Annotated in this window: 12 protein-coding genes and 1 pseudogene; 7 read left to right on the top strand and 6 right to left on the bottom strand. The window is 75.2% G+C overall.

What is annotated here, in order from left to right; all coding sequences use genetic code 11:
- Positions 1–631, top strand: a pseudogene (locus AKI01S_RS23320) (hypothetical protein); the annotation flags it as partial.
- A gap of 6 nt (positions 632–637) precedes the next feature.
- On the opposite strand, the gene AKI01S_RS23315 reads toward AKI01S_RS23320, so the two are convergent.
- Positions 638–1570, bottom strand: coding sequence for a pyridoxal-phosphate dependent enzyme (locus AKI01S_RS23315; protein WP_084000124.1), 933 nt, complete (start codon positions 1568–1570; stop codon positions 638–640).
- Between the two features lie 123 nt (positions 1571–1693).
- Between AKI01S_RS23315 and AKI01S_RS23310 the strand changes: the two genes are divergently transcribed.
- The gene (locus AKI01S_RS23310) at positions 1694–2632 is read left to right on the top strand and encodes a DUF5996 family protein (RefSeq protein WP_067821787.1); all 939 of its coding nucleotides are present in this window, start codon (positions 1694–1696) and stop codon (positions 2630–2632) included.
- Here the strand turns inward: AKI01S_RS23310 and AKI01S_RS23305 are convergent.
- The 5 genes from AKI01S_RS23305 to AKI01S_RS54325 form a co-directional block, all read right to left on the bottom strand.
- The gene (locus AKI01S_RS23305) at positions 2609–4762 is read right to left on the bottom strand and encodes a transglutaminase TgpA family protein (protein WP_157420066.1); all 2154 of its coding nucleotides are present in this window, start codon (positions 4760–4762) and stop codon (positions 2609–2611) included. The two genes, AKI01S_RS23310 and AKI01S_RS23305, sit on opposite strands and share 24 nt — an antisense overlap.
- A gap of 94 nt (positions 4763–4856) precedes the next feature.
- On the bottom strand, positions 4857–5990 hold the full coding sequence (locus AKI01S_RS23300; RefSeq protein WP_067821782.1) for a DUF58 domain-containing protein: 1134 nt from the start codon (positions 5988–5990) through the stop codon (positions 4857–4859).
- 31 nt (positions 5991–6021) lie between these two features.
- Positions 6022–7044 carry an AAA family ATPase gene (locus tag AKI01S_RS23295; protein WP_245681739.1) on the bottom strand — a complete coding sequence of 341 codons (1023 nt, stop codon included), beginning with the start codon at positions 7042–7044 and terminating at the stop codon, positions 6022–6024.
- 33 nt (positions 7045–7077) lie between these two features.
- A complete protein-coding gene (locus AKI01S_RS23290; RefSeq protein ID WP_157420064.1) occupies positions 7078–9456 on the bottom strand; it encodes a fibronectin type III domain-containing protein in 2379 nt (792 codons plus the stop codon).
- 299 nt (positions 9457–9755) lie between these two features.
- Entirely contained in the window at positions 9756–11339 is a 1584-nt protein-coding gene (locus AKI01S_RS54325) for a CocE/NonD family hydrolase (RefSeq protein ID WP_084000122.1), read from the bottom strand.
- A 227-nt stretch (positions 11340–11566) separates the two neighbouring features.
- On the opposite strand from AKI01S_RS54325, the gene AKI01S_RS23280 reads away from it, so the two are divergent.
- The 5 genes from AKI01S_RS23280 (at position 11567) to AKI01S_RS23260 (ending at position 16262) form a co-directional block, all read left to right on the top strand.
- On the top strand, positions 11567–12277 hold the full coding sequence (locus tag AKI01S_RS23280) for a M50 family metallopeptidase (protein WP_067821802.1): 711 nt from the start codon (positions 11567–11569) through the stop codon (positions 12275–12277).
- Positions 12278–12431: 154 nt separating this feature from the next.
- The gene (locus tag AKI01S_RS23275) at positions 12432–12869 is read left to right on the top strand and encodes a nuclear transport factor 2 family protein (protein WP_067821778.1); all 438 of its coding nucleotides are present in this window, start codon (positions 12432–12434) and stop codon (positions 12867–12869) included.
- Positions 12870–12901: 32 nt separating this feature from the next.
- Positions 12902–14425 carry a phytoene desaturase family protein gene (locus AKI01S_RS23270; RefSeq protein ID WP_067821775.1) on the top strand — a complete coding sequence of 508 codons (1524 nt, stop codon included), beginning with the start codon at positions 12902–12904 and terminating at the stop codon, positions 14423–14425.
- 174 nt (positions 14426–14599) lie between these two features.
- Positions 14600–15013: a hypothetical protein gene (locus AKI01S_RS23265; RefSeq protein ID WP_067821772.1), complete on the top strand. Its 414-nt coding sequence runs from the start codon at positions 14600–14602 to the stop codon at positions 15011–15013.
- A gap of 52 nt (positions 15014–15065) precedes the next feature.
- Positions 15066–16262, top strand: a complete 1197-nt coding sequence (locus AKI01S_RS23260) for a cytochrome P450 family protein (RefSeq protein WP_067821769.1) — start codon at positions 15066–15068, stop codon at positions 16260–16262.
- Positions 16263–16283 lie beyond the last annotated feature (21 nt).

Raw genomic sequence — 16283 nt, 5'->3', positions numbered from 1 at the left:
GGGCGCGCGGACGCTCCCGCCCGCACCGCACCCGCCCGCACCGCACTCGCCCGCACCGCAGCCGTTCACGCCACAGCCGGTCATGCCGGGCGGGAACACCTCGCCCTCGTGGCCGCCCGAGGCCCCCCGCCCGGCCGAACGCGCCGGACCGCGCCGGGGCCTGATCGTCGCGGCGGCCGTCGCGCTGGTCGGCGGCGCGGCCGTGGGGATCGGCGCGCTCGCCCTGACCGGCGACGAGGAGCCGAAGCGGAACGGGCGGACCGCCGCCCAGAACGGCGGGCGGCCCACCACCGCGTCCGGGGCCCCGGCCCGGCCCATCGGGAAGCAGCGCTACCTGGAGACCCGCCCCGTCGGGCTGGCGGTCAAGGCGGCGGGCCGCAACGCCGTGCTGTCCTGGCGGCTGCGGCCCGAGGCCCGGGAGCTGCCGATCATCGTGCAGCAGGCCCCCTACGGGAAGGTCGCCTTCGTCAACGCGGGCGTCGGCGGTGAGAGCGCGACCGTCTCCGGCCTGGACCCCCGCAAGGGCTACTGCTTCCGGGTCGGCGCGGTGCTGCGCATCAACCCGGGCAAGGAGCCGAACGTCTCCTGGTCGGCCCCCCGGTGCGTCCGGGGCGCCAAGCCCCGCGCCTGACCGGGCTCAGTCGCGGGTCAGTACCTCCGCGTACGCCGGGGCGGTGAGGTTGCGGCCCGACAGCACGGCCACGACCCGCCCGGTGACCTCGACCTTCCCGGCCAGCAGCGCGGCCAGGGCCGCCGCCCCGGCCCCCTCGGCGACCAGGCCGTGCACGGTGAACAGGGCGCGCAGGGCGGCGCGGATCTCGGCGTCGGTGACGGCGACCAGGTCGACGCGGCCGCGCAGCACGCCGGGGGTGACGCAGCCGGGTTCGAGGTTGCCGACCAGGCCGTCGGCGAGGGAGTCGCCGACCTCGACGGGCACGACCCTCCCGGCGGCCACGGCGGCGGACACCGCGCGGGAGGCGGCCGACTCGACGCCGACCACCCGCACGCCGCCGCGTTCGCGGGCCCACAGGCTCAGCCCGGCCAGCAGCCCGCCGCCGCCGACCGGCGCGACCACCGTGAGCGGGCCGGGGGCCTGCGCGTCGAGCTCGGCGCCGATCGTGGCCTGGCCCGCGATGACGTGCGGGTCGTTGTAGGGCGAGACGTAGTGGCCGGGCAGGCCCAGCGCGTGCGCCTCGGCGTCGTCGTAGGACTCGCCGTGCTCGACCAGCCGCACCGGGAACGCGCCGATCCCGGCGACCTTGGCCCGGGAGGCGCGGGTGGAGACCACCACGGTGACGTCGGCCCCGGTGCGGGCCGCCGCGTAGCCCATGCCGAGACCGTGGTTGCCCGCGCTGGCGGTGACGGCGGGCGTGCCGGGCGGCAGCGCGGCGAGGGCCGCCAGCGCGCCCCGGACCTTGAACGACCCGGTCGGCTGGAAGGTCTCCAGCTTCAGCAGCCCGTCCGGGACGAGCCCGGTCGCGACGACCGGGGTGGGTTCCAGCACGGCGCGCACCGCCTCCCGGGCCCGGGCGAGGTCGGCGGCGATGGGTGGGCGGGCGGTGTGCGGCATGGCGTCCTCCGAACGGGTCCGGCCGCGCCATCCTCCCGCCCCCGCCGCCCGGGCCGCACCGCCCGACCGCAAAATCCTCGCCAACCGGGTCCGGGGCCATCGCGCGCGGGAAGGAACCGGGGCATGGACGCCACCCTTCCGGACCTGCCGTACCCCGCGTGGGCGGACACCAAGGACACCCTGCACCTGTGGACCCAGATCGTGGGGAAGATCCAGCTGGCGTCCGCGCCGCCCCGCAACCACTGGTGGCACACCACGTTCCAGGTGACCGAGCGCGGCTACTCCACCGGCCCGATGGCCCACGACGGGGTGCGGTTCCGGATCTCGTTCGACCTGGTGTACCACCGGCTGGTGGTGCACACCGAGCAGCGGGAGGACGCGATCCCGCTGCGGGACGGGCTGACGGTCGCCGACTTCCACCACGGCCTGCTGACGATGCTGCGGGAGCTCGGGATCGACGTCAAGATCAGGGCGAGGCCGTACGGGGTGCCGATGACCACGCCGTTCCCCGACGACGTCGGGCACCGCTCCTACGACCGCGCGCGGATCGAGGCGTTCCGGCGGGCGCTGGTGTGGGTGGACGAGGTGTTCCGGGAGTTCCAGGGCTGGTTCAACGGCAAGGCCAGCCCGGTGCAGCTGTTCTGGCACAGCTTCGACCTGGCCACCGCGCGGTTCTCGGGGCGGCCCGCGCCGGCCGGTGGCGGGGACCCGGTGGCGGCCGAGGCCTACAGCCACGAGGTGATCAGTTTCGGGTGGTGGCCGGGCGACGCGGCCCATCCGAGGGCGGGGTTCTACTCCTACACCCACCCCGAGCCCGCGGACCTGACCACGATGCCGCTCAGCCCCGAACCGGCCGCGTGGGCGGCGACCGGCCCGACCCACCAGGCGCGGCTCGACTGGGACGTGGTCCGGGCGTCCGGCGACCCGCGCGCCACACTGCTGGGGTTCCTGCAGAGCGCCTACGCCGCCGGGGCGGTCTGCGGGAGGTGGCCCTACGACGGGTTCCACTCCTCGTGGTGCCCGCCGCAGGGCCGGGTGTCAGGGCGCGCCGCGCCGCAGTGACCGGGGGTGCAGGCGGCGGCCCAGCCGCCGCGCCCGTCCCGCCTTCGCGGTCACCAGGCGCCCCACCTCGTCGCTGTGCTCCCACGCCCGGTCGGCGGCGCGCGGGTCGGGCTCGCCCGCGCCGAACCGGGTCCGGTTGACCAGGTCCGCGAGCGGCTGGAGGTGCCGTCGCGCGGCCTCCCCCAGGTGCCGGGCGCCGAACCCGGCGACCTCGTGCGCGGTGAGGGTGCGGGCGGTGGTCAGGCCGACGTCGGCGAGGTGGTCGAGGGCCTGGTGCCAGGCCCCGGCGACGCGCTGGGCGGGGGTGCCCGAACGCCGCCGGCGCCGCCGCAGCGCGGGAGCGGCCAGCACCGCCAGCACGTACCCGGCGGCCGACAGCCCGCCCGCGGCGGCCGCGTACACCCACCAGGGCAGCGGCTCGTCCGCGGCGGTCCGTTTCGGCACGGGCGGCGGGACCTGGTCGGTCGCGCCGGGGCCGTTGCCGCGTCTGGCGGAGGCGGCGTTCTTCTGGGCCTCCTCCAGCTTCCGTGTCTCGCCGGAGGCGACGGCGTCGTTCCGCCGGGTCTTCCCGGCCTGGTCGGGCGTGGGGTTGAACGGCACCCAGCCGATCTCCTCGAACTTCACCTCCGGCCACACCATCACGTCGCCGGACCGCACCCGCACGCCGCCGTCGGCCGGGACGCCGCCCCGGAACCCGACCCTGATCCGGGTGGGCAGGCCCAGCGTGCGGGCCAGCACGGCGTAGGCGGTCGCGAAGTGCTCGGGCGTCCCGGCGCGGCCCTCGCTGAGGAAGTAGTCGAGCTGCCGGTAGCCGTGGCCGGGCGGCGCGGTGACGCTGTACCTGGCGTACCGGCGCAGGTGCATCGCCAGCCGGGCGGCCTGCTGGAACGGCGACGCCGCGCCCTCGGTGGCCCGTTCGGCGAACCGCCGGAACTCGGCGACCTGCACCGGCTCCCGCGTCGCGCCCGGCCCCCACGGCAGCCCGGCGGCGGCGCGGGCCTCGGGGTCGGTGGCCAGGGACGCGGCGGCGAGGTCGTCGGCGTTCCAGCGCGGCACCCGCGACCGCACCCGGTAGGTCTGGCCCGGCCGGAGCGGCTGGGCGGCGGCGGCCACTCCACTGGCGGGGTCCACGACGACGGTGACGCCGTCGATCTGGCGGGGCCGGTCGGCGGCGGGCAGCCACACGCCCGGCAGGTCCCCGACGGTGATGGTCTGGTCGAGGTCGCGGCGTTCCACGACGGTGCCGTCCTCGGGGACGCTGCGGCCGGTCGGCGCGAACTTCGCCGTCGAGGTCCAGGTCACCCCGTCGAAGCGGTCGAGCGCCACCAGCCGCCACTCCCCCGCGTTCCCTCCCCGCGCGGTGAACATGACCTGGTCGGGGCTGAGCAGCCACCCGCCGACCCGGTCCAGGGGGCTGATGCTGTCGCGGCGCTGCGGCGGCGGGGCCTGCACCTGCTCGCGCGGGTTGTAGGGCTCGGCGCTGACCGGCACCAGCGGCGCGGCCAGCCACGCCATCGTCCCCAGCGCCGCCGCGACCGGCAGCCCGAGGGCCAGGGGCCGCCAGCCCTGGTCGGCGCGCAGCGGCACCAGCACGACCAGCAGCACGACGGTCCCGGCGGCCAGCGGCAGGTTGGAGCCGGGCCCGTCCACGCCCAGCAGCAGCGCGACACCGAACACCGCCAGCGGCGGCAGGCCGGGCGCGGCGCGCAGCCCGGTCCGCAGCGCCAGCTCCGCCGACGCGAACGCCGCCAGCCACACCAGCACGTGCACCAGCACCAGGAACTCGGGCCGGGCGGGGGCGGGCAGCAGCGTGGTCAGGATCGACTTCCACGAGCCGAGCAGCCCCTCCCGCAGCGCCGCCGGCAGCGTCCCGTCGGACAGGGCGGGCCGCAGCACGGTCACCGCGACCGTCCCGAACCACGCCGCCACGGTCAGCACGAGCGAGATCCACAGCGGCCGGACCCCCTTCTTCCGGGGACCCGACAGCGCCGCCGACAGCACCGTGGGCACGACCGCCGCGACGCCCGCGACCGGCAGCACCGGCCCGAGCCCGAACACCCGCTGGAACGCCAGCCCCGCCACCGCCGCGAGCAGCGCGGTGACCGGCAGCGCCAGATACCGGCGGTTCACCGCCCCCACCCCGAACACGGCCACCCGGCGGCCAGGCCGTCCAGGTCGGGCACGCCGATCGACAACGCGGTGGCCGGTGGTCCCGGGTGCCGCCTCATCGGCCCCTCCCCAGTCGCGGCCACACGGCGGCCAGGGTGTCCAGGTCGGGCACGTCGGCCAGCAGCACGCCGGGCGGGGCCGAGGCGGGCGCGCCGGGCCGCACGCGCAGCACCACCAGCCGGTCGAACCGGCTCCGCACTGCCGCGATCCGCCCCAGCTCGGCCCCGTCCTGCACGATCACCACGAGGGAGCCCCCGGCGCGGACCCGCCGGGCGGCGTCCACGACCGTGTTCGGACTCTCGGCGAGGGTCACGCCGGTCAGCCGGTCCAGCAGCTCCTCCACGTCGTCGGGGCCGCCGCGCGTGTCGGCGACGGGCCCGGAGCCGGTGAGGACGCGGACGGGGAAGTTGGCGCGGGCGGCGGCGACGGCGACCGACGCCGCCGCGTCCACGGCCAGCTCGAAGTCGTCGGGGTCGCGCCAGGCGTCCGGGCGGGTCTCCAGCACGACGGTCGTGGTCGGCAGGCTGGCGTCCACGAGCTGCCGCACCATGAGCGTCCCGGTGCGGGCCGAGGACTTCCAGTGGACGTGCCGCATCTCGTCGCCGACGACGTACTCGCGCAGCGCGTGGAACGTGGTCGTCCCGGCCGGGGACCGGTCGCTGGTCGGGCCGTCCAGGTGGTGGGCGCGGCCGGACGGCAGCAGCGACAGGTCCACGGTCCGGGGCCGCACCAGCAGCGTCCGCGGCGTTCCGTACTCGCGGACGCGCCGCGCCAGCTGCAACGGGTCGGCGCGCACCAGCCGCAGCGGCCCCACCGGGATCCGCCCGCGCCGGTCGGTGGGCAGCCGGTAGGTGACGGTGCGGCGGCCGCCCGGGCGCAGCCGGGGGACGTCCACCGCGACCGTCGTGGCCCCGGCGGCGTCCCGCGCCGACAGCCCGGAGCGGATGCCGCGCCCGGCGTTGGTGACGTGCAGCACGCCCACGGCGGGCTCGCCGCGCGCCACCCTCACCGGCGCGATCTCCCGGCGGACCTCCAGCTTCGGGCGCGGCAGCGTCCACACCAGCGCCACGGCCACGGCGACCAGGCCCGCCAGCGCCAGCACGGCGGGCTCGGGGTAGCCGAGCCACCAGCCCAGCGCGTACAGCACCGCCGACCCGGCGGCCGTCCCCCATCCGAGCGGTGTCAGCACCCCGGAACCCCCCTGCTCAGCCCGCGCCCGCTCAGACCGCGGCGGCCTGCGGCGTGGGCACCTGCGCCAGCACGTCGTTCACCACGTCCGCGCCGGTCCGGCCGCGCAGCTCGGCCTCCGGCGTGACGATCAGCCGGTGCGCGATCACGGGCACGGCCAGGGCCTTGACGTCCTCGGGCACCAGGAAGGACCGCCCCGCCGCGGCGGCGCGGACCCGCGCGGCGCGCAGCAGCGCCAGGCTGGCCCGGGGGCTGGCGCCCAGCCGCAGGTCGGGGTGCTCGCGGGTCGCGGCCACGACCCGCACCACGTAGTCGTACAGCGGCCCGGCCACGTGCAGCCGCGACGCGAACTCGATCATCCGGGCGACGTCCTCACGGCCCGCGACCGGCGGCAGCCGGTCCAGCATCTGCCCGGTCGGCATGCCCGCCAGCACCGCCACCTCGGCCTGGTGGTCGGGGTAGCCCATGGAGATCCGCATCAGGAACCGGTCGAGCTGGGCCTCCGGCAGCGGGTAGGTGCCGTCCATGTCGACGGGGTTCTGCGTCGCGATCACCATGAACGGGCGCGGCACCGGGTGCGCGGCGCCCTCGACGGTGACCCGCCGCTCCTCCATGACCTCCAGCAGCGCCGACTGGGTCTTGGGCGAACCGCGGTTGATCTCGTCGGCGACCACCAGGTTCGCGAAGATCGGACCGGAGTGGAACTCGAACGCGTTCTGCGCCTGGTTGAAGATCGACACCCCGGTGATGTCGCTGGGCAGCAGGTCCGGCGTGAACTGGATGCGCGCCCACTGCGCCTCCACCGACGCCGACAGGGCGCGGGCCAGGGTCGTCTTGCCGACACCGGGCACGTCCTCGACCAGCAGATGGCCCTCGCTGAGCAGGCAGACCAGCGCCAGGTCGACCTTCTCGCGCTTGCCGCGGATGACGCGCTCGATGTTCTGCGCCAGCGCGGCGAACATCTGCGCGAAGCGCGCGGCGAGCGCGTCGGCGTCCACGGCCGCGTGGTTCGCCGCGTGGTTCGCCGCGTGGTGGGCGGCCGGGTTATCGGTCACGGTCGTGCTCCCCCGTGTGGCGTGAACTCGTGATCAGTCGGCGCATTCGAACGTCTTCCCGCCGGGCGCGCGCGGCCCCTCCATGAGGGTCACGCTCAGGTAGCCGATACGACCTTGCCACTCGATCCGGTTCCAGACGTTGCTGGTCTCGTTGGTCTCTTCCTCGGTGACCGACTGGCCGTACACCTGGCAGATCAGGGTGAGGGAGCGGTACTCGCCCCTCGGGATGGAACCGACCTGGCCCTCCTTCTTCGGGCCGGGGCGGACGATCGTGTTCGTCTGGTTGTTGGCCTTGTTCCGGTGGGAGGACCGCACATAGGCGAGGTTGGCCGTCGCGGTCGCGGCCCTGCCGGTGCCCGCTCCGTTCTTCGGCGTCACCGTGATGGAGTGCGTGGTGTTGTTGGTCAGCGCGTTGGTGATGTTGTACGAGGTTCCGGCGGTCTCGGCGCGGCCACCGCCGGGCCACTCCACCACGTAGCTGACCTCGCGGCCCTTGGCCGTGTTCCAGTTCAGGTTGGCGCCCTTGTTGACGCCTTCCGCGGTCAGCCCCGTCACGGCGGCGGGCGGGTTGCAGGGACGCTTGCTGACGTTCTCGGTGGACAGGGCGCGTTCGGCGGTGGGGGACTTGGGCCTGGCCGCGACCCGGTAGGTGTACTCGTTGCCGCAGGACAGTCCCTTGTCGACGCGGAACGTCCCGCTCCCGCGCCCCGGCGCGACCGGGGTCACACCGGCCACCGGGTTGCCCAGGTCGTCGGTGAGGACGTAGTCCTTCACCCCGTCGGTCTGTGCGCCCTCGTTGAACGACACGTTGATGAAGCCGTCACCGGACTGCGCGGTCAACCCTTCCGGAGCGCCGGGGACGGCGCAGGCGGGTGTGCTGTCGGACTGCGACCAGCGCGTCCGCTTCCGGTGCGACCGGGGATCGGTGTAGACGACGCCGACCTGGAACGCGTAGACCTTGCCGCACGGAAGGCCGTTGAACTCGAAGCGGTGCGGGCCCTCCGCCGAGACCGGAGAGTGGCCCGGCAGGGCGGGGCGGCTGCGCAGCACGTACTGTTCCGGCCGGATCCGCTGGTACTGGCTCGGCGTGAACGCGACGGTGATCTTCCCGCCCTCGCCGCTCGCCTCGATCTGCGGCGGGAGCGGCGGGTCGTTGGGCTTCATGCGCGGCGGGCGGACGGGGTCGTTGCCGCCGCCGTTCCCGCCGTCGCCGCCGGGGCCGCCGCCGTTGCCGCCCCGGTCGTCGGGGAGGGGCTTGCGGTCGCCGCCGGGGACCTTGTCCTCGTACTTGCGGATGGGCTTGCGGGAGCCGCTGGAGTCGATCGACAGGGCCTTGTCGCCGTTCGGGTCGTTGGCCCACAGCAGGCCGTCCTTGACGAACACGTCCAGGGGCCCGGGGCGGCCGGAGACCGGGATGTGGGGCTCCATGCGGCGGGTGGCCGAGTCGTAGACCAGCAGCGAGCCCGCCGTCTCGTCGGGGATGTAGACCTTGGAGCCGAGGATCTGGGGCTCGCCCAGGGTGTGCCGGGAGGCCCGCAGCGCGACCGAGGTGTAGCCGCCGGTGCTGGTGTCGAGCAGGGTGAGTTCGCCGCCGCGGCCCAGCAGCGGGACGGTCAGGCTGTCGGCGACGGCGGGCAGCCGCACGCCCCCGGTGGCGGCCGTCCGGGTGACGGTGCCGGGCAGCTTCACCTTCTGGGCGCCCTCGGGGCGGACGACGACGGCGGCGGCGTTGGCGGAGTCGACGGCCACCGGCATGCCCGCGACGATCGACAGGCCGAGCGCGGTGCTGGGCCCGGCGATCTCGACGGGCTGCCCCTGGCGGCCGCCCTGGAACGGGACCAGGCGGCCCTCCCCGGCGGCCGGGACCCACAGGGTGCCGCGCTGGTCGAGGGCGGCGCGGCCGAGCGGCGGGCGCAGCGCGGCGGGCTGCCCGACGGTGGCGAGGGTGAACGGGTCGATCTGCTGGACGGTGCCCTTGTACCGGTCCACGCTGTAGGCGGTGCCCGCGCCCGCGACGATCTGGAGGCCGACGCCCAGTTTGCGGCTCTGCTCGACCTTGAGCTGGGAGGGGTCGATGCGGCTGACGACGCCGGTGGTGTCGTCGATCAGCAGTACGGTCCGGCCGTCCTGCACGATCCTGATCTTGTGCCCGCGGGTGCCGGGCAGGTCGGTCTTGCCGTCGACCTTGCCGGACAGTCCGTTGACGTGCACGACCATGCCCTTGGCGGTGGCGGTCAGCCAGGACCCGACATCAGAGATCTTGTACTGGGCGCTGGCCATGCCGACGCCGTAGACCAGGGCCGACACCAGCAGCGCGCCGACCAGGCCGACGGCGATCTGCCCGGTGGTCCGGTCCCGGCCCAGCAGGGCGCGCGGGTGCGGCACCCGCGGGCGGGGTCGTCGAGCACCCAAGGTCCCGTCACCTTCCCGTCTCCGCCGCCGGGCGCGACGTGCTCCCGGCGGGAGCGGGGGGTGTCCGCCCGGACTCTGTCCGTCGTTCCGGCCGCGGCGTCCTGCGTGAAACGTTCGGCCCGCGGCCCTGCACGAACGGATCAGCAGGGTATGCGCGAAGTGCACCCTAATGCGTCGTACGGAACCCCCAACCTAACGGGGGCGTCCGTGATCCGCCCGGCGAACCCTGAGACTGGCGGGACGGGGCGACGGTTGCGTGACATGGGTCACTCCCGGTGCCCCGGAGGTGACGGTGACGGTCAGCCGAGCGGCAGGTCCAGGGTGGAGGGGGCCCGGACGGTGAGCGCGCCGCCGGGGGTCCCGGCGTCGGCGTAGATCGGGTCCCTGGTGTCCAGGACGAGCATCAGGCGGTGTCCGGCGGGCACGTCGTAGGCGGTGGCCTGGAGGTTCACGGTGATCTTGTGGGGCTTGCCGGGGGTGCCGCGCAGCAGGCTGTGGGCCTCGTTGGTGATCAGCCGGGCGGTGCCGCGCGCGTCCACGTCGTACAGGTAGGACACGAGCGTCCCGGTGCGGCGGGACGGGGTGACGGTCAGGGCGAGGCGGGGCGCGCCGCGCAGCCTGCGCGTGGCGGTGAGGACGGGGGTGGACCAGACGGCGGCGGCGCGGCGGGAGACGAGGCGTTCGGGCATGGCGTTGGGGAGGCCGAACGTCTGGAGCCCGCCGCTGACGATGACGATCCCGGCGTTGGCGCCGCTGTCGCGGCCGGTGCGCAGGGTGCGGGTCCAGCCCGCCGGGGCGGGGGCTCCGAGGGTCCCGTCGCCCCGGGCGGTGGCGCCGGGGGCGCCGAGGCCGAGGCGTTCGACGCGCCGGGTCATGGCCGCGACGTCGCGGTAGGTCTCGATCCGGCGGGTCCAGGCGGTCTCGGAGGCGATCGGCGGTTCGCGGTCGATGCCGTTGGCGACGCCGCGCAGGTGGCGGTCGAACCAGCGGTGGGCGTCGTTCCAGGTGCGGCCGTCCAGGCCGAGCAGGCCGGTGAGGTGGGCGGTGGCGTGGTCGCCGATCGACAGGTTGAGGCGGCGGGGGCCGGTGAGCCCGGCGAAGTGCCGCAGGAGCTGGTTGGGGGCGAACAGCGTCTCGCCGTAGGCATTGCTGATCAGGATGGGGACGCGGCGGGCGTTGAGCCGGTCGCGGTAGGCGCCGGGCGAGCGCACCTTCCCCCATCGGACCAGTTCGGGAACGTTCCGGTTGGCGCCGAAGTCGTTCATGATCCGCTCGGTCTCCGGGCTGAGCCGCCCGGTGAGGCGGCCGGACAGCGCCAACAGGGTGTAGGCGCCCATGTGTCGGGTCTCGTTGGCGTACAGCGACTCGACCAGGTCGCCCCAGGTGTCCATGGCGACGACGGCGGAGACGCGCTTGTCGCGCGCCGCGACGATCTGGCTGATGCCCGAGCCGTAGGAGATGCCCGCGAATCCGATCCTGGAACGATCCACCGGGGTGTGCGCGAGCAGCCAGTCGATGGCCCTGGAGCCGTCGGCGGCGTCCTTCGGCCCGGCCACGTCGATGCCGCCGCCGGAGTTGAAGAACCCGCGCGCGGTGTAGCTGAGGACGATGTAGCCCTTCGCGGCGAACTTGGCGGCCTGGGCGATGTACTCGTGGTCCTCCAGGCTCCAGCTGGAGATGAACACGATCGCCGGGTGCGGGCCCCTGGTGCGGGGCACGAAGACGTTGCCGTCCAGGCGCACCCCGCCGACGCTCGGGATGGAGATCTCCCGGTAGTCGTAGGGCACCCCGGCCCGGGCGACGGCGGCGGGCGGAACGGCGACGGCCGCCGTCCCGGCCGTCGCGGCGAGGGCCAGGACGGCGGCCGCGCGATATCCGAACAACGAACGCTCCCAGAGATGACCAGTCAGCGATCACTGACGAGTAGAACGGCGTTCAGCATGGCAGAAGGCGATCATCACTGTCATGGTGACGCCCGTCACTGGACCTGACGTCCAATACGCGCGGCGCGCGGCGCGGACCGAACGCGAACGTTACGCGCCACGTCCTACTCTGTGACCTCTCGACTCGAAGGACCGGGGTGAACGTGGACGCGGCGAACGTGGGCGGCATGTGGGAACGACTGACCGGAGCGCAGCCCGACCCGCCGTGGTGGCTGGTGATCCTGGTCGGGCTGGCCGCGCTCGCCGCCGTGCTGCACACCCCCACCTGGCGGGTCGCCCGCAACGTGGTGACGATCGCGCACGAGGGCGGGCACGCGCTGGTGGCGCTGCTGACCGGCCGCCGCCTCACCGGGATCAAGCTGCACTCCGACACCTCGGGGGTCACCGTCTCGCGCGGCAAGCCGCACGGGCCGGGCATGGTGTTCACCGCGCTGGCCGGGTACGCGACGCCGCCGCTGCTGGGGCTGCTGTTCGCGGTGCTGCTGGCGTTCGGGCGGATCACGCTGCTGCTGTGGCTGTCGCTGCTGCTGCTCGGCGGGATGCTCGTGATGATCCGCAACGCCTACGGGATCCTGTCGCTGGTCGTCACCGGCGGGACCGTGTTCGCGGTGTCGTGGTTCGCCGGGCCGACGCTCCAGGCGGCGTTCGCCTACCTGGCCGCGTCGTTCCTGCTGCTGGCGGGCACCCGCCCGGTGGTGGAGCTCCAGCGGATGCGGTCCCGGCGGATGGCCCCGACCTCCGACGCCGACCAGCTGGCGCACCTGACCGGCGTTCCGGGCCTGACCTGGGTGCTGCTGTTCTTCGCGGTCGCCCTCGGGTCGCTGGCGCTGGGCGGGTACCTGCTGACCCCCGACACCCCGCCCGTGCCGCGCTTCTGACGGCCCGCCGGGGAACGCCACCGGCGGGCCCTACCCGCGAGGTAATCGTCCCCGGCCGTCCGCGCCCGCCAGGATGGGCGTCCTTCCGCGCCACCACGGCCGCGCCACCACGGCCGCGCCACCACGGCGCGGCCCGAGACCAGGAGGACGCGCCATGCCCACGGCGACATCCACGACCACGCGGGCGGTGGTGGAGGAACTTCTGCGCCGGATCGGTGAGGGCGACCCCGAGCGCGTCGCCGAGCTGTACGCCGACCCGGCGGACTGGAAGCTGAGCTGGCCCGAGGCCGAGCACGGCCGCGCCGCCACCCCGTGGATCCGCCACCGTTCCACCCGCGCCGACGCCGCCGCCCACTACCGGGAGCTCGCCGACCACCACGTGCCCGAGGGGGTGGACACCGAGGTCGAGCGCGTCCTCGTCGACGGGGACGAGGCGGTCGTGCTCGGCGAGATCCGCCAGACCGCCCGGTCCACCGGACGCGCCTACCGCGCCCGGTTCGCCCTGCACCTCACGGTCGAGCACGGCCTCATCACCCGGCACCACGTCTACGAGGACAGCCTGGCCGTCGCGCAGGCGTTCGGCGAGGGGTAGATCGATCGGACGCGGTGTGGTCTGCTGGGGCCGTGTACGACGTGGTGATCGTGGGCGGTGGGCACAACGGGCTGGTCGCGGCCGGATACCTCGCCCGCGCCGGGCGCCGGGTGCTGGTGCTGGAGCGGCTCGGGCACCTGGGCGGGCTCGCGGTGTCGGCGCGGGTGTTCCCCGGCGTGGACGCGCGGGTGTCGCGCTACTCCTACCTGGTCAGCCTGCTGCCCTCGCGGATCGTGCGGGAGCTCGGGCTGGGCGTGGAGCTGCGGCGGCGCCGGTACGCGTCCTACACGCCGTCCGGGGCGACGGGGCTGCTGGTCGACGACGACGATCCGGCGCGCACGGCCGCCTCGTTCGCCTCGGTGACCGGCGGCGAGGACTCCTTCGCGGCGTGGCGGCGTTTCTACGCGATGACCGCGCACGTGGCGCGGCGGGTCGCGCCGACGCTGCTGGAGCCGCTGCGGGACCGCGGTGAGCTGCGGGACCTCGTCGGGGACGCGGAGGCGTGGCGGGACCTGTTCGAGCGGCCGGTCGGGGAGGTGGTGGCCGAACGGTTCGGCGACGACCTGGTGCGCGGCGTCGTGCTCACCGACGCGCTGATCGGCACGTTCGCCGATCCGGACGACCCGGACCTGCTGGCCAACCGCTGCCTGCTCTACCACGTGATCGGCGACGGCACCGGGGACTGGAGGGTGCCGGTCGGCGGCATGGGCGCGGTGACGGGCGCGCTCGCGGACGCGGCCCGCGCGGCGGGGGCCGAGCTGCGGACCGGCATGGAGGTCGTGGCGATCGACCCGGGCGGCGAGGTGACGTTCCGGGACGCGGACGGCGCCGAGCACGCCGTCGGCGCGCGGCACGTCCTGGCGAACGTTCCTCCCGCGACGCTGGCCCGGCTGCTCGGCGAGGAGGCGCCCGCGCCGCCCGAGGGCTCGCAGCTGAAGGTGAACATGGTGCTGGCGCGGCTGCCCCGGCTGCGGGACGCGAAGGTGGCGCCGGAGGAGGCGTTCGGCGGGACGTTCCACGTCAACGAGTCCGCCGCCCGGCTCGCGGCCGCGCACGCGGAGGCGGCGGCCGGGCGCGTCCCCGCGCTGCCGCCCGCCGAGCTCTACTGCCACTCGCTGACCGACCCGACGATCCTCGGGCCGGACCTGCGGGCGGCCGGCGCGCACACGCTCACGCTGTTCGGGCTGCACATGCCTGCGCGGCTGTTCCGCGCCGACCCGGACGGGGCCCGCGCGCAGGCGCTGCGCGCGACGCTCGCCTCGCTGGACTCGGTGCTGGCCGAGCCGATCGGGGACTGCCTGCTGCGCGCGCCCGACGGCACCCCGTGCCTGGAGGTGAAGACGCCCCTCGACCTGGAGGAGGCGGGCCTGCCGGGCGGCCACATCTTCCACCGCGACCTGACCTGGCCGTTCGCCGAGGACCCGGCCGAGCGCGGGCGGTGGGGCGTGGAGACCGCGCACCCGCGCGTGCTGCTGTGCGGGGCGGGCGCGCGGCGCGGCGGCGGCGTCAGCGGGGTCCCCGGGCACAACGCGGCGCGGGCGGTGCTGGCCCGCTGACGTCCGGCGGCGGCGCGCCGCGGGATGTCTCCCCGGGGCGTACGCGCGTGGTGGGAGGCCGTCGCCCCTACACCCCCTGGCGTAGGGCGGGGATCGGGGTGCGACCGGTGCGGTACCGCGATCCGGTGCCACAGGACGATCACAGAGCGTAGGTGCGCCGACGATGCTGGGGGCATGCACGCAACCGACGAACGGTCCCTCCGCGAACGCCTGGACTGGCCCCTCGCGATCGCCCTCGGGACGGTCGCGCTGGTGCGCCCGCTCTTCTCGATCGCCGGGTGGAGCGACGCGCTCGGCAGGCCCGCCACCCCCCTGCTCCTCACCGCCGTGATCTCCCTGGTGTGGATCCTGGCCGCGGGGCTCGGCCGCGTCCGCGAACCGGTCCCGACGCTGGTCGCCGCCGGGGTGGTCTACGCCCTCGCCTCGATCGCGCTCAGCGCGGTCCTGTCCCCGCTCATGCACGGGGAGCTCCAGGGGCCGCTGGCCACGCCGATCGCGATCATCCCGGTGCTCCTCGTCAACGCGCTGTGGGGCGCGGTGTGCGGGGTGTGCGCGATGGCGCTGCGGAACCTGCGCCGCACCCGTTGAGCCTCCCGCGGGGCCGGGAGACGATCAGATCACTCGACAGGGGAGAGAACCGATGCGCGAACGGCCCGTCCACCTGGGTGACGCCTTCTTCACCGACCCGCACGCCCTGTACCGCGAACTGCGCGACCGGGGCGGCGTCCACCCGGTCGTCTCCGAGCACAACCTGACCGGCTGGATGATCACCGACTACGAGGCCGCGCGCGAGGCGCTGGCCGACCCCCGGCTGAGCAAGTCGGCCGAGCGGGCGAACGCGCTGCTGGCGCGCCAGGGAGACCGCGAGCCGCAGGTCGGCGGGAGGCTGACGTCGAACATGCTGGCCGCCGACCCGCCCGACCACACCCGGCTGCGCCGCCTGGTCAACAAGGCGTTCACCGTCCGCGCCGTGGAGGCGATGCGGCCCCGCCTGGAGGAGGTCACCGCGCGGCTGCTGGACGAGCTGTCCGGCGACGCCGAGACCGACCTGGTCGCCGCCTTCGCCGAGCCGCTGCCGATCACGGTGATCTGCGAGCTGCTGGGCGTGCCGTTCTCCGACCGCTCCGGCTTCCGGGAGTGGACGGCGACGCTGCTGTCGACCGCGCCGCAGGCCGACCGCGCCCACGCCGCCCGTTCGATGGCCGACTACCTGACCGCGCTGGTGCAGGACAAACGCGCCCACCCGGCCGAGGACATGCTGTCGGCGCTGGTCCGGGCCCGCGACGAGGACGACCGGCTCTCGGAGCCGGAGCTGACGTCGATGGCGTTCCTGCTGCTGGTCGCGGGCCACGAGACCACCGTCAACCTCATCGCCAACGGCACCCTCGCGCTGCTGCGCGCCCCCGACCAGTTCGAGCTGCTGCGCGCCACGCCCTCGCTGGTTCCGTCGGCGATCGAGGAGTTCCTGCGCTACGACGGCCCGGTGAACCTGGCGACGCTCCGCTACACCGCCGAGCCCGTGACGATCGAGGACGTCGAGATCCCGCCGGACACGTTCGTCCACGTCGCCCTCCCGGCCGCCAACCGCGACCCGGCCCGCTTCCCCGACCCCGACCGCTTGGACGTCACCCGCGACGCGGGCGGGCATCTGGCGTTCGGCCACGGGATCCACTTCTGCGTGGGGGCGCGGCTGGCCCGGCTGGAGGCGGAGATCGCGTTCCGGCACCTGCTGGACCGCTTCCCCGGCCTGCGCCTGGCCCGCCCCGACGAGGGGCTGCCCTGGCGTCCCAGCTTCCGCATCCGCAGCCTGGACGCCCTCCCGGTCCGCCTGAAGTAGACCCCGGGCGCGCCGCGTCCC

Origin of the sequence: Actinomadura kijaniata NBRC 14229 (genome assembly GCF_001552175.1) — a bacterium.
Taxonomy (GTDB): Bacteria; Actinomycetota; Actinomycetes; order Streptosporangiales; family Streptosporangiaceae; genus Spirillospora; species Spirillospora kijaniata.
Note: the sequence above shows the minus strand (reverse complement) of the source record. Positions and strands in the feature narration are given on the sequence as shown.

Excerpts from the sequence above, each read along its gene's own strand:
- AKI01S_RS23280 (WP_067821802.1), top strand. The coding sequence starts at position 11,567 with ATGTGGGAACGACTGACCGGAGCGCAGCCCGACCCGCCGTGGTGGCTG.
- AKI01S_RS23310 (WP_067821787.1), top strand. The coding sequence starts at position 1,694 with ATGGACGCCACCCTTCCGGACCTGCCGTACCCCGCGTGGGCGGACACC.
- AKI01S_RS23315 (WP_084000124.1), bottom strand. The coding sequence starts at position 1,570 with ATGCCGCACACCGCCCGCCCACCCATCGCCGCCGACCTCGCCCGGGCC.
- AKI01S_RS23265 (WP_067821772.1), top strand. The coding sequence starts at position 14,600 with ATGCACGCAACCGACGAACGGTCCCTCCGCGAACGCCTGGACTGGCCC.
- AKI01S_RS23275 (WP_067821778.1), top strand. The coding sequence starts at position 12,432 with ATGCCCACGGCGACATCCACGACCACGCGGGCGGTGGTGGAGGAACTT.
- AKI01S_RS23260 (WP_067821769.1), top strand. The coding sequence starts at position 15,066 with ATGCGCGAACGGCCCGTCCACCTGGGTGACGCCTTCTTCACCGACCCG.